Annotated in this window: 11 protein-coding genes; 3 read left to right on the plus strand and 8 right to left on the minus strand. The window is 71.5% G+C overall.

The window, feature by feature from the left end; all coding sequences use genetic code 11:
• Nucleotides 1-203: 203 nt before the first annotated feature.
• Both WMF27_RS01005 and WMF27_RS01010 read right to left on the minus strand, forming a co-directional pair.
• Nucleotides 204-461 carry a hypothetical protein gene (locus WMF27_RS01005; RefSeq protein WP_437762135.1) on the minus strand — a complete coding sequence of 86 codons (258 nt, stop codon included), beginning with the start codon at nt 459-461 and terminating at the stop codon, nt 204-206.
• A gap of 242 nt (nt 462-703) precedes the next feature.
• On the minus strand, nt 704-2,152 hold the full coding sequence (locus tag WMF27_RS01010) for a cytochrome P450 (RefSeq protein WP_437762134.1): 1,449 nt from the start codon (nt 2,150-2,152) through the stop codon (nt 704-706).
• A gap of 326 nt (nt 2,153-2,478) precedes the next feature.
• Between WMF27_RS01010 and ribD the strand changes: the two genes are divergently transcribed.
• Together ribD and WMF27_RS01020 are read left to right on the plus strand one after the other, a co-directional pair.
• Entirely contained in the window at nt 2,479-2,955 is a 477-nt protein-coding gene (gene ribD / locus WMF27_RS01015; RefSeq protein ID WP_437762133.1) for a bifunctional diaminohydroxyphosphoribosylaminopyrimidine deaminase/5-amino-6-(5-phosphoribosylamino)uracil reductase RibD, read from the plus strand.
• A gap of 314 nt (nt 2,956-3,269) precedes the next feature.
• Nucleotides 3,270-4,223: a S1 family peptidase gene (locus WMF27_RS01020; protein ID WP_437762132.1), complete on the plus strand. Its 954-nt coding sequence runs from the start codon at nt 3,270-3,272 to the stop codon at nt 4,221-4,223.
• Between the two features lie 55 nt (nt 4,224-4,278).
• Here the strand turns inward: WMF27_RS01020 and WMF27_RS01025 are convergent, their stop codons facing one another.
• The 6 genes from WMF27_RS01025 to WMF27_RS01050 form a co-directional block, all read right to left on the minus strand.
• Nucleotides 4,279-7,116, minus strand: coding sequence for a hypothetical protein (locus WMF27_RS01025; protein ID WP_437762131.1), 2,838 nt, complete (start codon nt 7,114-7,116; stop codon nt 4,279-4,281).
• Between the two features lie 287 nt (nt 7,117-7,403).
• Entirely contained in the window at nt 7,404-8,030 is a 627-nt protein-coding gene (locus tag WMF27_RS01030) for an L-2-amino-thiazoline-4-carboxylic acid hydrolase (RefSeq protein WP_437762130.1), read from the minus strand.
• 263 nt (nt 8,031-8,293) lie between these two features.
• Nucleotides 8,294-9,523, minus strand: a complete 1,230-nt coding sequence (locus WMF27_RS01035) for a radical SAM protein (RefSeq protein ID WP_437762129.1) — start codon at nt 9,521-9,523, stop codon at nt 8,294-8,296.
• A 152-nt stretch (nt 9,524-9,675) separates the two neighbouring features.
• Nucleotides 9,676-10,092 carry a GAF domain-containing protein gene (locus WMF27_RS01040; protein WP_437762128.1) on the minus strand — a complete coding sequence of 139 codons (417 nt, stop codon included), beginning with the start codon at nt 10,090-10,092 and terminating at the stop codon, nt 9,676-9,678.
• A gap of 69 nt (nt 10,093-10,161) precedes the next feature.
• Entirely contained in the window at nt 10,162-13,617 is a 3,456-nt protein-coding gene (locus WMF27_RS01045) for an ATP-binding protein (RefSeq protein WP_437762127.1), read from the minus strand.
• Between the two features lie 109 nt (nt 13,618-13,726).
• The gene (locus WMF27_RS01050; RefSeq protein WP_437762126.1) at nt 13,727-14,365 is read right to left on the minus strand and encodes a regulatory protein RecX; all 639 of its coding nucleotides are present in this window, start codon (nt 14,363-14,365) and stop codon (nt 13,727-13,729) included.
• A gap of 189 nt (nt 14,366-14,554) precedes the next feature.
• On the opposite strand from WMF27_RS01050, the gene WMF27_RS01055 reads away from it, so the two are divergent.
• Nucleotides 14,555-15,412: a hypothetical protein gene (locus WMF27_RS01055; protein WP_437762125.1), complete on the plus strand. Its 858-nt coding sequence runs from the start codon at nt 14,555-14,557 to the stop codon at nt 15,410-15,412.
• Nucleotides 15,413-15,451: the final 39 nt, after the last annotated feature.

Genomic DNA, 15,451 nt, shown 5'->3' on the forward strand with positions numbered 1-15,451 from the left:
ACAGCAGCGGCGCGGCGATGCTCTTCTCCCAGGCATCGCAGGGCAACGCCGCCAGATCCGCCGCCGCCTCGCGAAAGCGGCGGCCCGAGCCGAGCAGCCGCAGCAGCAGGGTTGCGCGCGCTCGGGCAGCTCCGCGAGGCGAGCACCACCACGCGCATCGCCAGGCGCGGCACGGCCTGGGGCGAATGAGCGCGACGCCCAGCTCAGGGTCTTCCAGGCCAGTACCTCACGAGCGTGTGACAGTCGCCGACCTGCCAACCCTTGGTGGCATCCCACCGCAGCTTGAAAACCTCCCCGCTGGCGTCGAACTCGTCATCGTATTCGCCCGCGTCGAGCTGCAGCAGCTCCGCGTCCGGGCCCGCGCGGCGGAAGGCCACCACCTGGAGCCGCGCGCTGTCGCCGGGCGAGAAGCGGAGCGAGGCCTCCGAGAACGCCCCGAGCTCCGTTAACGGCACTCCCACCTTGGTGCAGCCTCTCTTCGTGAACGGCTGCAGCTCCCCCAGCTCCGGAAAGCCAGCGACGCGGACGGATGGCCTGAGAAACCATCCGAGCGCAAAGGAAACGACGGCGACACCGAGGACCAGGAGGTAGCGCAATTTTGCGGATTGGAGAGAGGTATGCACGTCGTGTCCCGATGGGCTCAGGGCGTCTTTCTCGGTGGGATCCTGCCCGGCATTGCCCCGGAGCGAGGCTCGATGGGACGTCAGCGGCGGCGGGGGGTGAAGCGGACGAACAGCCCTTCCGGCTTCATCGTGAACCCGAGGAGCTCCTTCACGGGCCGCGCCGGATCGACCAGCGATACATCGAAGTCGCGCGCGACCATGGCACCCACCATGGCGCTCTCGACCATCGAGAGCGCGCGCCCGGGGCAGACCCGCGGGCCGCTGCCGAAGGCGAGGGCGGCGCGCGGATCGTGCTTGCCGGCGCCCGCCGGCCGCGGGGTCAGCCAGCGCTCGGGCACGAACGAGGCCGCGTCGTGGAAGTGCTCCTCCTTCAGGCCGAGCTGCCGCGTCAGCAGGATCATCCGCGCCCCCGCCGCGAGCCGCAGCGGGCCGACCACCGTGTCCGAGCAGGCTTCCATGAAGATGATCGGCGCGGCGGACTTCAGGCGGAGCGTCTCCTGCGCGACCGCGCCGAGATAGCGCAGCCGCTGCGCGTGCTCCGGGCTCTCGGGCAGGTCCGCGTCGCCGAGCTCGGCGTCGACCTCGGCCCGCATCCGCGCCTGGACGTCGGGGCGCAGGGCCATGAAGTGGAGCATCCAGGCCATCGTGTCGGCCGTCGTGTCCTCCCCGGCGAGCAGCAGCGTGAGCACGTTGCCGAGCACCTCCTGCTCCGACAGCCGCGCCTTCGGGTCGTCGGCGTCGCGCGCCACGAGCAATGCCTCCAGCAGTGAGCGCGGCGCCGCGGCCCGCGCCGGATCCCCGTCGATCTCCGCGCGCGTCGTCCGGAGGATGCCCAGCATCCGCGTGCGCAGCTCCGAGAGCGCCTGATCGAGGGCCCGATCGGCGGGCAGCTTGACGTGCCGCCAGTACGGAAACGGCGCGAAGAGGCGGCGGTTGAGCGCCGCGAAGACCGTCTCGAGCTGGTGCGACAGGGGGTCGGTGCCGCGCTCGATGAGGTTCATGTCGAGGCCGAACGCCACCGCGGTGGTGACATCCACCGTGTAACGGGCGAGGTCTCGCCGCGCGTCGACGGACGCTCCCCGCGCGGCCGACGCGCGCCATCGCTCCCGGAGCCGGCGGGTGATCGTGGAGAGCGTGCCGTGGCTCTCGCGCAGCTGCCCGGCGGTGAACGCGCTCATCACGAGCCGCCGCTGCCGCGTCCACTGGTCGCCCTCGGCCGAGAAGACGCCGCCGAAGCCCATCTCGTCGATGAGCTCCTGCAGCGGGCTCCAGCGGCGGAACTCCTTCGGCCGCTCGCGCAGGATGCGCTGGACGAGCTCGACCCTGCCGACGACGACGACCGGCGTGCGGCCGAGCCAGAAGGTGTAGAGATCGCCATACTTGCGGTTCCAGCCCTCGAGCGTGAGGTGAAGCTGGGTCGGCCGGATCTCGAGAAGGTTGCCGAGCAGCGGCAGCCTCCGCGGTCCCGGGAGCGTCGATAGATCGTTCACGCCCGCTGCGGGGGCGACTTCTGCTCTGGCGGTCTCCATGGTTTCCTCTCAGAGAGCGAGAGCGGTCAGCGCCGGCGCCGCCGCGCTCAAGGTGCAACGTAGCTTGTCCTGGCGTGCGCGTGGGCGCTCGCCGGCGCGCCGCCTTCGTCACGCGCCGGCGTCGCGAGCGCGGCGGCGAGGCGCCCCTGGGCGCGCCGGCGCGTGGCGAAGGCGGCGCGCCGGCCGCGGATCGACGAGCGGACGAGCTCGCCGACGGCCGCTGCCCCGCCCGCGGTCCTCCGCTATAGTGGCGGCGTGATGCTGTGCGATGTTGCCGCCGGGCAGCCTCTCCGCCCGTTGCTGGACCGCCGTGCCACGGGGCCGGCATGAACGCGTCCGACGTTCGCTGGATGGAGCGCTGCCTCGAGCTCGCGGCGCTCGCCGCGGGGCGCACCGCGCCGAACCCGATGGTCGGCGCGGTCGTCGTGCGCGGGGAGGAGCTCCTCGCCGAGGGGTTCCACGAGCGCGCCGGCATGGCCCACGCCGAGGTCGACGCGCTCCGCAAGCTCGCCGGCCGCGCCGAGGGCGCCACGCTCTACGTCAACCTCGAGCCGTGCTGCCACCACGGCCGGACGCCCCCGTGCACGGACGCCGTCCTCCGCGCCGGTATCCGGCGCGTCGTGATCGGCATGATCGATCCGGACCCCCGGGTCTCCGGAAAGGGCGCCGCCCTCCTGGAGAGCGCCGGTATCGAGGTGGTGGTCGGGGTCCACGAGCCCGCGTGCCGCGAGCTCAACCGCGCTTACATCGCGAGCACCGCCGAGGGCTTCGCCCTGCCGGCCCGGGCGACGCCGGCGTCCTGACCCGCCGCTGGGCCGGCGGGTCTCCATGGGAGAGCGCGCGAGGGCCGCGACCGCGGCGCCATGCCCGCTCCGGAGCGGGGCGAACGTCCGCGCCGTCCCTCCAGCGGCGATCGCCCCGACGAGATCGCCCCGCTCGCGCGCCATTCCAGGACTCCCCGCCGCGCCGCGCGGCCGACACGCGCGCTCGCCGAGCGTGGCGCTGGCACTGCGCTTGTTATGCCCCCCGCGCGCCCGCGGGTCCGAGCGGCGCCGAACCGTGGGCGCCTCCGCAATCCGCCGCTCTAGACACCATTTCTGGACGGAAAGGTTGCAGTATGAAGAATGCCATCCCGATCGCGATCCTGTGCCTCGGCGGGCTCGGCTGCGCGGACGCACCTCCCGGGGGCGACGGCGAGCAGCCATTGCTCACGTCCCGGCAGCGCATCATTGGAGGTGCTGTGGACACGGCGCACGCCTATGTCGTGGGCGTGGGCAATCGCAACAGGGCGTACTGCAGCGGGACCGTCATCTCGCGGCGCACCGTGATCACGGCGGGACACTGCCACGGCGCGCTCACGCGCGTCTTCTTCGGCCCGACCCTCGGGCGGCGGTCGGAGAGCGTGGGGATCGAGACGTCGAGGAGGCACCCCGCCTTCGATCCCGGGAGCCTCCAGAACGACCTTACCCTCATCCGGCTGGAGAGCGACGCGCCCGTGCAGCCCGCGCCCCTCCTGCGCGAATCGATGGAGAATACCACCTGGTACGTCGGGCCGGACTACACCTTCGTCGGTTACGGTGTCTCCGACGGCGTCGCGGGGACGGGGTTCGGCATGCGCCGCGCCGTGACGTTCCCCATCGTGGCGGTCGGCCCCGCCCAGGTCGGCGGGACGCCGGGGACGATCGACGCGACCCAGTTCTATTACCAGGTCCCCGACATGAACACGTGCGCCGGCGACTCCGGAGGTCCGGCGTTCCTCGTGCGCGGGGGCGTCGAGCGCCACGCCGGCGTGACCTCGTTCGGCGACGACCCCTGCACGCTGGACGGGGTGCAGGCGCGCACCGATCTCGACCAGATATCTCAGTTCATCCAGCCGACGATCGACGAGTTCGAGGCGGACAACCCGTGCCGCGCGGATGGCCTCTGCGAGGCGGCGTGTGACGTCGGGCCCGAGATCGTCGACCCCGATTGCGCCGATCTCCACTGCGCCCAAGATGGGGTGTGCGCCCTCGCCTGCGCGTTCCCGGCCGACCCGGACTGCGCGCTCCGCGCCGGCGTGCAGGTGCGATGACGGGACAGGTGAAGGCCAGCGGGCGCCGGGCGCGCGCCGCGGTGCGAGACGGAGATCAGGGCGTGTCGGCCGGGTCCGCCGGGTCGCTGCCGGCGCTCCGCTCGTCGCCGTCGAGGAAGCCGTCCTCGTCGCGATCGAGGCCGACGCGGTAGCCGGAGCCGGGCGGCGTGCACGTGTAAGTCAGGGGTCGCCCCGTCGCGAGGGCGATCTGGCGGAGCACCGCGTCCGGGATCGGCGGCAGCGCCATCCGGTCGGCGACGAACTGCCCTGCTCCGGTGTGAAGGAAGCCGATCTCCTGCAAGGTCAGGTGGCTCTTCGCCACGAGATCACACTCGCCGGCGTCCGCCCTGGCGATCAGGAGATCGACGCGCGGCTCGGCGGCGGCCTGGTTGCCGTACGCGAGCGTGACCTGCTGGCCGACGATCGGCGCGACGTTCGAGTCGAAGGCGAGCAGGAACGACTCGAGCTGCCGGCGGACCGCGTCGCCCGCCGGCGAGTCCGGCAGGCCGTTCGGGTTGTCCGGGAAGGTGCCGAACTGGTTGGTGAAGCCGGTGAACGGCGAGAAGCCCATCCCGCGGAAGAACCGGAACAGCGTGTCGAAGCTCCCGTCGTGAAGGAAGCCGAACCCCCGCACCTGGTCTCCCATGGGATCGTTGTCGCCGGGCAGGATGCCGAACAGCGGGGCGGCCATCCCGAACATCCCGACCTTCTGGTACAGGTTGCGCAGGTGCGGCGTCTTGATGAGCTGCGGCTGGAAGTCGAACGTCATGTTGCCGTTCGCTCCGAAGAATCCCGGCTTGTCGACGCCGGGATTGCCTTCCGGATCGAGGACGTGACAGCCATTGCAGATGGCGGTGCCGTCCAGGTTGCCGCTCATGAAGGTGTCGCGCCCGGCCTGCTGATCCGGCGTGAGCGAGTTGTCCAGGCGGCGGATCGGGTTGGGCGGATAGGTCACCTGCAGGATGAAGTCCGCGAACGCCTCCATGGAGGCGGCCGGGATCGGGCCGCTCCGGCCGAGGAGGTCGGTGAAGCCGGCCTGGAACTTCATGAACGCGGCGCGCTCGTCGAACGAGCCGCTGTCCGGCTGCGTGGTGGGCGCGTCGTTGCCGCCCGTGCGATCGCCGCGCCAGTGCATGGGGCCGTGGTTGGCCATGCCGCGCAGGCTCTGGGTCGTTGTCGGGCCCTTCATCGGGTGGAACTCCTGGGGCATCGGCTGCTGCGTGAAGAGGTTGAGCAGCGGGCCGACGAAGGGGCCCGGGTTGGTCGTGACCGGCTCGTCCGGATTGCCGAGATCCCACCCGAGGCTGTCGAAGTCGCCGAAGATATGGCAGCTCGCGCAGGAGGAGTCGCCGTGCGCCGAGCTCATGCGCGCGTCGTAGAGGAAGCGCCGCCCGAGCGCGACGCTCGGCGGCTCGGGGCTGTACATCGCGACGTGCGCTGTCTCGGTCCGGGTCGCGGTGTCGACGATCGAGATGGAGTTGTCGAAGCGGGTCAGCACGAACAGCTGGCCTCGCGCCTCGTCGAGCGCGAGCCCCGACGGGCCGCCGCCGCTCACCTCGATGTGGTCGGAAGCGTCGGGCACGAACGTGTCGCTCTCGAGCGCGGCCGTGCCGAGCACGCCGACCTTGCTCGACCCGAGCGCGGCCACGTAGAGCGTCGCGCCGTCGCTCGTGACCGCCATGTCGACCGGCTGGGCCAGGCTCGCCTCGCTCTCGGCGTTCGGCGTCGGGGCGCAGCAGACCGCGTAATCGATGTGTTTGTTGAGGTGCCGCGGCGCGACGCGCGGAGGGGTGTTGCCGGGGCGGAGCACCGTGATCCGGCTCTCGTGGAGGTGGCCCCGCAGGCTCTGCCCCGCGAAGACGCCGGGGCCCTCGAACCGCTGCTCGTTCCGCGCGTCGGTGTTGGAGACGTAGACCTTCCCGTTCACCGGGTTGACGACCATGTTGAAGAGGATCGTCCCGACGCCGGTGAAATGGCCCGAGGGCCCGGCGATCGGCCTCGGAGGGTTCGCCATGGCGTTGATGGCGAACACGTCCTTGTCGGGCAGCGAGAGCCGCACCGTGTCGTCCCAGGTGCGGCCGAGCTCGTCGACCCAGTGCGCGCCGTCGAACTTCACGATGAGGCTGACCTCGGGCGCCGGGTCGCCGAACGCGTTGGTCATCGGGCCCGGCGAGCCGCCGTTCGCCGCGCCGCCGTCGGGCACGAGCAGCTCGGTGACGACGGTGCTCCGGTTGCCCGAGTGGAAGCCGGCCGCGTAGACGCGCGCGCCGTCGGGCGTGGCGGCGAGCGCGCGCGGCGTGTCGGTGAAGAGCGTGAGGATCGCGAGCGGCTCGCCGCCGAGCGACGAGCCCAGGTGGTTCGCGTCGAACACCCAGACGTCGGCCCGGCCCACGCCGGGCGTGGTGAGCTGCGGGTCGTTCGGGTTGTTCTGGCCGCGGTGCGCCGCCGTGATGAACGCGCGGCGCCGCCCGGGGCCCGCAAATACGATGTCTCTCGGCTCATCGCCCACGAGCAGCGTGCGCTCGACGCGGCCGCCGTATCCGCCAGGGGACAGCCCGACGACGCTGACGCTGTCGGACAGGTGGTTCACGACCCACACCTCGGTGTCGCTCCGCGCCGCCACGGCGACGGGATCCAGCCCGACCGGTATCGAGCTCCGGTGGACCAGCGCGCCGTGATGGACGCGGAAGACCTCGAGGCGGCCATCCGGCGTGTTGAGCGCGAAGAGCAGGTTTCCGCTGGGAGAGAGCGCGAGCGGGCGCACCTGCCCGCTCTCGAAGAGCGTGGTTGACGGCTCGGCCAGGGCGGGGGCGCTGGCCGCGAGGACGAGAGACGACGCCGCGGCGGACAAAAGGCCGCCGGCGACCCTTCGCAGGGCGAACGGTGACTTCATGGGACCTCCTCGAGAAAGCGACTTCAGGAGCGATCGGGGATCAGATGATCATTGAAAACTAACACGGACACGCTCTTTGGAGATCCAGGAAAGAGCATTTATGTTTCAATGTTGAAATGCGCACGACGCACAGTGCACAGCGCACACCGCCCCACGATCATGCCCCTTTTCAGGGGTGCAGCGCGTCATGAGGCAAGCATTGAATGGCGACGCGCGCAGCCCACCGGCGCACCCGAGCGACGGGTGGTGAGCCCATGTGCGTTCTGCGCCGGCCGCGGAGCGCGACGCTACTTCTTCGCCGTCACGTACCGGAAGTCGCACCGCTCGGCGCCCGTGCCGAGGGTGCCCGTGCGGCGGAGCTCGACGCCGTGGAGCTCCTTCACCTTGAGGTCGTCGAGGCGGCAGATCATGGGGACGATCTCCGGCGCGCCGTGCCGCCGCGCGAACGCCACGATCGGGCACGCGCGCACGTCGAAGGCCAGGAGCGCGCCGGTGCCGCTGGCCTCGTCGAAGCGGATGCCCTCCGGCTCGTCCGCGCGCAGGCTCATCATGAGCAGGCTCCGCGCTGGTTTCAGCCGGAACACCACGTCCATCGCGGCGCCGAGGAGCGGGCTCCGGTTCAGCTGCTTGCGGTAGAAGGCCAGCAGCATGCCCTCGGCGAGGCGCAGGGCCGGCTCCCGGTCCACGCCGAGGTCGTGCAGGAGCGCCTGGTAGATCGCGAGCACCGGCGGGCCGAGCTCGAAGAGCTTGCGATTCGTGCTGCTCCGGAACCGCGGCATCGTCGCCTCCAGCGCGAGATACCGCTCCTTGGCGCGCGTGTGGAGCTCCGCCGCACACTCTTCGCCGAGCTCGCGCGTCGCGATGACTCGGCCTTCCGCGAGGATTTGCGCGAGACGTTCGGACGGCGACGACATGCTGGAAAATTACCACATGCGGCGCCGCAGCAAGCCTCCTTGTGGGAGCTTCTGTGATCGGAGAGGTCGGCCGAAGTGGCCCGCGATGCTCCTGCGATCGGGGAGTTCGGTAGGGACGCAATATGGCTCTGCCGGGATGCGCGGAGCACCGGACAGGGCGTCTGGTGAAATGAGACAGAAATCTCTCAGCAACAGGCCCAGTCGGCTCCGGGCGTCAATGCGCGCGCCGGCTCGGCAGGAGCCGGGCGTCCGCCTGTGCGGCGCTACGGCGCCGCCGGTCCCCACAGCCCGGGCACGCGCGTCCCGCAGCAAGGGCACGCGCCGCCGGAGAGGAGGACCTCCTGCGTCTCGTAGTTGAACCGACGCACCACGACCTCGTGGCAGGCGGGGCAGCGTGTATGCGAGAGCTCACGGACGCGGTCGGCCACGTTGCTGACGTAAACGTACTTCATCCCCCGCGCATAGGCGACGCCCGCCACGTCCACGAGGAACGCCGGGTCGGTCGTCATGCGATCGCGCATCTTGTAACGCGGGTAGAAGGCGTTGAGGTGCCAGGGGATGTCCGGGTCGACCCCGGCGATCTCGGCGCCGAGGGCGCGGAGGCCGGCCGCCTTGTCGTTGAAGCCGGGGACGACGAGCGTCACGACCTCGACCCAGTAGCCGAGGCGCCGGGCCTCGCCGATCGCCGCGAGCACCGGCTCGACGCGGCCGCCGAGCGTCCGGTACTGATCCGCGCTCCACCCCTTCAGGTCGACGCGGAACACGTCGGCGACCGGGCGCATGTACGCGAGCGCCTCGGGCGTCGTGTTGCCATCCGAGATGAGCGCCGTGACGAGCCCCCGCCCCTGCGCCTCGGCGAAGACGGCGCGCGCCCACTCGGCGGTGATCATCGGCTCGTTGTAGGCGCTCGCGAGCACCCCGCAGCCCGCCGCGACGGCCACCTCGACGAGATCCGCGGCGCTGATGTCGATGGGCTCGCCGTCGCCCTCCGGCTCGCGGAGGGCCTGGGAGACCTTCCAGTTCTGGCAATAAGGACAGCGCAGGTCGCACCCGAACATCCCGAAGGTGAGGGACCTCGCGCCGGGGCGCACATGGAAGATCGTGTTCGTCTCGACCGAGCGCACGTAATGGCGCGCGACGTAGCCGAACGGGACGCGCAGCTCGCCGTCCTTCTCGAAGCGGATCCCGCACGCGCCCGCCCGCCCCGGCGCGAGGACGCAGCGGTGCGCGCACGCGGTGCACCGGAGATACCCCTCCTCGGGACCGGGCTCGACGAGCGCGCCGGGCACGGTGCGGCGGGCGAGCTTCGCCGTGAGGGGCTCGCCCGCGGCGCCGCCCTCGCCAGGCCCGGTTGCAGCGCGCTCGCCCGCGGGCTCGTTCGCGGCGCCGCGAACGAGGTCCTCCACGCGGACGTGCGGGCGGGCGCCCGGATCGCGCGCGTCGAGCGGAGCGTCGATCGCGGCTTTCGGGGCGCTGCGTCCGTTCGTCTCCATGGGAGAGCGGGCATCGCTAGCATCGCAGCCGCGAAAAACAAGGGCCTTGTGGCGCGGTGGCACGGCGGTGCGCCAGCGCCGCAGCGGAGCGGCGCGGCAGGACAGCGGCGCTGCGGCGGGCAGCGGGGTGGGCCGGCGCGGGAGCGCTCTTGTCAGGCCGGCAGCGCGCCAGCGCCCTGCGCGAGGCGATCGAGCTCGTCTTGGCCGAGCTCGCGCTCGCCGGCGAACGCGATCCCCACGACGGCGCGCACGCTCGCGGAGGCGTCGCGCACGGGCAGCGCCACCGCCGCCTGCGCCGCGACCGCCTTGGCCCCGGGCCGCACGTCGCCGGACGTGTCCGTCTGCAGGTTGCACGTCTGCACGGGCTGGTCGCGCTCCCAGGCGAGCCCGGCCATCCCCTTGCCCCGCGGGACGCGGCGCGTGATCTCCTGCACCTTCTCGGGGATGTTCACGGCGGCGGCCAGCGCGAGCGCATCGCCCTCGACGAGGTGCACCGTGCCAGCGATACCCCCGCTATCGGCGACGAAGCTCCGAAGCCACGGCTCCAACGACTCTCGGCGCGCATGCATGCCCGCACCTTCGACCGCCGCGGGGCCTGCGTCAACCCAGGGCAGCTCGCGGGACGCGCCGGCGCTGAGTCAGGCCTCGTCCTTCACCCGCCTGGGCCAGCGCACGATGAAGGTGGCTCCTGCGCCGGGGCGCGACGAGACGGACACGCTCCCTCCGCGGCTCTGCACGATCTTCTTCACGACGGAGAGCCCTATCCCGGTGCCTTCCACCTTGTCGCGCGACTCGAGCGTATGAAAGAGATCCCAGATGCGCTCGTGGTACTCGGGCGCGATGCCGGGCCCGTTGTCCCGCACGGCGAACTCGAGGTAGGCGCCGGCGTCCTCACACGTCACCTCGACGCGCGCGTCGCTGCGGCGCGCGTGCTTCAGGGCGTTGCTGATGAGGTTCTGGAACACCTGCTGCATCGGGACGCGCTCCGCGGCGATCGTCGGCATCCCGGGCGCGATGTCGACCCGGGCGCCCTCGGGCGGCGAGAGCAGCTCGACGACCTCCGCGAGCAGCTGGCCGGTGTCGACGCTGACCACGTCGCCGCGCAGGCGCCCTGCCCGCGAGTAATGGAGGATCCCGTCGATCAGCGCCTCGAGGCGGCGCACGCGCCCGCGCAGGAGGTGGATATGCTCCTGCGTCTCGCCGTCCAGCTTCCCCGCCAGCGACTCCTCGATCCACTCGGACAGGTTCGCGATCCCCCGGAGGGGCGCCTTGAGGTCGTGCGAGGCGACGTAAGCGAACTGGTCGAGCTCCTGGTTCGTCTTCGCGAGCGCTGCGATGAGCTCCTCCCGGTGCTGGCTCAGCTGCTCGACGCGGCGCCGCGCGAGCACCTGATCGGTGATCTCGAAGGCGACCACCATGACGCCCGAGACGGCGCCGGAGGGGTCGTGGACGGGCTGAGCGACGTAGTTGAAGACGGCCTCGCTCACCGCGCCGCCGCGCCGGACGGGGAGGGTCAGCTCGGTCATGCGCAGCGGCTGGCCGGCCTCGATCGCGCGGTCCAGCATCGCGATCGCCTCGTGCTCGCCGAGCTCCGGGAACACCCCGCGCACGCTCCTCCCGACGAGGTCCCGCCGGCCGACCATCTCGCAGTACGGCGGGTTCGCGACCTCGTAGCGGTGCTCGGGGCCGGCGAACACAGCGATGGGGACCGGCGCCTGCATGAAGAGATCGTACAGCCGCTCGCGCTCGCGCTCGGCCGCTGCCCGCAATCGGGCGAGCTGGAGGTGCGTGGCGACGCGGGCGACGAGCTCGCGCGCGGAGAACGGCTTGGGGAGGTAGTCGTCCGCGCCCGCCTCGAGCCCCTCGACGCGCGACTCCTCCCCGGCGCGCGCGGAGAGCATGACGACCGGGACACCCCGCGTGCGCTCGTCCGCGCGCAGCGCGCGGAGCAGGCCGAAGCCGTCGAGGTTCGGCATCATCACGTCGGTGAGCACGAGATCCGGCGGGCTGCGGCGCGCCGACGCGAGCGCCTCGGCGCCGTCGGCGACGGCCTCGACCGTCCAGCGCTCGCGCAGCACCCGCCCGACGTACTCGCGCATATCAGCGTTGTCGTCCGCGAGCAGGACGCGCGCCGCCGGCCCGGCCTCGATCGCGGCGCCGCCGGACGACGTCCACGCCGCGGGGGCGAGGTGCTCGACCGCGTGATTGCCCTCTGCGCCGGGGGGCGAGTCGCCCTCTGCGCCGGGGGGCGAGTCGCCCGCTGCGCGGGGCAGCCAGCGGAGCGCCTCCTGCACATAAGGCGCTGCGCCCGTCGTCGTCGACGCCAGCGTCCGCGCGGCGTTCACGCGGTCCTTCGGCAGGTGCCCGGCCCCGCGAGGCAGCGAGACCGTGAACGACGTCCCCACGGAGAGCTCGCTCGTGACCTGGATGGTCCCGCCGTGGAGGCGGACGAGCTCGTGGACGAGCGCGAGCCCGATCCCGGACCCCTCGTGCGTGCGGGATCGCGCGCCCTGGACCCGATGGAAGCGCTTGAACAGGTGCGAGAGCTCCCGATCCGGGATGCCCGTCCCGGTGTCCCGCACGGTGAGGTCGGCGCGGTCGCCGTGCGCGCGGAGCGCGATCGAGACCGTCCCCTCGAACGTGAACTTGAGCGCGTTCGAGAGGAGATTGAGGACGATCTTCTCCCACATCTCGCGATCGACGTAGATGGGCTCGGGCAGCGGCGGGCAATCGACCTCGAAGGCGAGCCCCGCGCGCTCCATCCCCGAGCGGAAGGCGCTCGCGAGATCCGCGGTGAGCGCGGAGAGATCGGTCGGCTCATACGACGCCTGGAGCCGGCCCGCCTCGATGCGCGAGAAGTCGAGCAGCGCGTTGACGAGCTTGAGGAGCCGGACCGCGTTGCGGTGCGCGGTCTCGAGATCCGCGCCCGACAGGCTCCGCTCCGCCGACGCGAGGGCGTCCTCGATCGGCCCGAGCATCAGCGTGAGGGGCGTGCGGAACTCGTGGCTCACGTTGCCGAAGAACGTGGTCTTCGCGCGATCGAGCTCGGCGAGGGCCTCCGCCCGCCGCTTCTCCTCCTCGTACGCCTGCGCGTTGGCGATGCTGGCGGAGATCTGGCCGGCGACGAGGTGGAGGAAGCCGCGGTAATCGTCGTCGAAGAGGCGGAATGGATTCAGCCCGACGATCAGGACCCCGGCGCGCCCCGTCTCGCCCGGAGGGGAGAGCGCGAGCGCGGCCGCCCGCGTCGGCGGCCTTTGCCATGCGCCGGTCGGGAGATCGCGGAGGTGAGCCGGTATCTCGACGACGCGGCAGGACTCGTGCTCTCGCAGCACCGCGGCGAGCGGCCACGGCGACTCGTCCGTGAGCGCGATGGTCGCGGGGGCCGCGGCGTGCCCCCGCTCGAACCCCGTGCTGGCCGCGAGCTGCACGCGCCGCCGGTCCGGGTCGACGACGTAGAGGAGCGCGAACGGGAGATCCTTCGGGTTGGTCGCGAGCGAGCTCGCGCTGCGCGCGCACACGTCTTCCCACGAGCGCCCGTGTGCGGTCCGCGCCGTGAGGTCGCGGAGGAGCGAGAGCTGCCGCTCTCCGATGATCCGCCGCGTGTCCTCGGTATTGGCGCAGAGGATTCCGCCCGTGCCGCCCTGATCGTTCGGTACAGGGCTGTACGAGAACGTGTAATACGTCTCCTCCTGGTAGCCGTTCCGCTCCATGATGAGGAGGAGCGCCTCGTCGTAGGTGCCCTCGTCGCGGCGCATCGCGGACGCGGCGCGCGGCCCGACCTGGCCCCAGATCTCGCGCCACACGACGGACGCGGGCTGCCCGAGCGCCTCGGGGTGCTTGCCGCCGACGATCGACTTGTAAGCGTCGTTGTACAGATTGATGAGCGAGTCGCCCCACCAGACGAACATCGGCTGGCGCGACGTCAGGACGATGCGCACGCACGTCTTGAGGCTCTGCGGCCACGACGAGACCGGCCCGAGCGGCGTCTTCGACCAGTCGATCGCGCGCATGCGCGCGCCCATCTCGCCTCCGCCGGCGAGGACCGCGCGAGCGTCCGCGCGATCCAGCGGCGGGCCCTCCAGATCGAGCGACATGGGCCCTTTGTAGCGTGCTGTAGGTGGCGGGAGAAGGGCAGAAAAACAATGTGTTTGGGTTGCCCGGGTGATCCGCCGCACCGCGGAGGGGCCGGCGCGGCGGCGCCGCTCACGGCGGCGCGTCGAGCACCGCGCGCAGCGCCCGGCGCGCCACGTCGGGCGAATAGCCCTGGCGGGCGAGGAAAGCGTAGAGCTTCTGCCGCTGCTCCGCCGGAGCGAGCCCCGAGAGCGAGCGGAGCTTCTTGCGCGCCGCCCGCTCGGCCACGGCGGACTCGTCCGTTCCCTCCTCGGCCATCACCTGCCGTATGGCCGCGTCCGCCACGTCGCGCGAGACGCCTTTGCGGGCGAGGTCCTGCTCGATCCTGCGGCGCGACCGGGGCTTGCCCACGATGCCGGAGCGCGCCTTGGCCTCCGCGAAGCGCGCGTCGTCGAGCAGCCCGTTCGCGGTGAGGCGCTCGATGGCGGTCGTCACGTGCTCCCTGGGCTCGCCCTTCTCGATCAGGCGCTTCTCCAGCTCCCTGGCCGATCGCGCCCGGAACGACAGGAGCCGCAGCGCCCGCTCGTAGGTCTTCTCCTCGCCCGCGGCGGTCTTCCGCGGCGACTCGGCCGCGGCCCCGGGGCTGTCCTGGCCGGGGGCCAGGCCGGCGGCGGCCTGCTCGGGCACCGTGGCGAAGGGGACCCCATCCACCAGGATGACGACGTGGCCGGGTTTGTCGGGCGAGGGGGCGATTCCCGTGATGATCGGCATGCCCGAGGGACGATGGCGCACCCCGCGCGGGCCGCAAGCTCCTGTTCACCCCGCCTGTTCCCGGCCGCGGCAGGGCGCCTGCTGGCTCGCCTCACCTGAACGACCGCGCCCGCCTGGTGGAGCCGTCGACACGGAATTTGACACGCGGGGGCGTGCCGGCGTTTCCTGCTCGCGAGGAGACAGGACGCCATGCCCGGGCAACGGCTCGTCTACAAGCTGCTGAACGACACCATCGATGTCAGGGTCGTGGTGGGCTACATGCCGACGGCGAGGGCGCTGGCGGTGGACCAGACCGAGCCCGAGAAGCTCGACCCGTGGTGGTGGGACGCGGGGGGCAGGCGGCCTCTCGGAGTCGACAAGCCAACCATGTCGATCGAGTACATCGCCTCCTATCCCAAGAAGCTCGGATACCTGATGATGATCCAGGTCCTGTGGGTGCCCGACACCGATCGCGCGGTCCTGGAGAAGAACTCTTTCGACATGGACCGCCTCACCACGTTCGGGGATGGGCTGGCCACGATCGACGGCGGCAAGGTGGGGGCCCCGGCGCGCCTGCGCACCGGGGCGGAAGCGCCGCACAGCACGTATCCTTTCTTCGCCTACAACGCGGCGTACTACAAGCCGCTGAAGCGCCAGTCGGCCACGAGGACGTTCCGGCACAAGGACTATGCGAGCGCGGCGGGCAGCCACTCCGCGCTGATCTTCGACTGCGTCCTGGTCGCCAAGCTGAGGACCGAGGTCGCCCCGCTGAGCAGCCTCACTCTGAAGCTCTCTTCCTCGAAGCCGAAGACACAGCCCAACTTCGGCGTGCTCGACTCGTTCATCTGGGGAATGGACAACTACAAGGAGGCGGTCTTGAAGAGGCGGACGGACATCTCTCCGCTGATGACACAGGTCCTCGCCAACGAGTACCCGAACACGAAGCTCGAGTGGCTGACGGACCCCACCAAGATCGACACGCTCTACGAGCCCTTCACGACGGGTTCCAGCACGGGGTCGAGGAAGACGGGCATCACGAGTACGGGCGGCAGCAAGACGTTCGATTGAGGGCCGCGGCGCCCGACGTCAATTGCTCCTTTCTCTCGC

Source organism: Sorangium sp. So ce281 (genome assembly GCF_051527395.1).
GTDB classification, from domain to species: domain Bacteria; phylum Myxococcota_A; class Polyangia; order Polyangiales; family Polyangiaceae; genus Sorangium; species Sorangium cellulosum_B.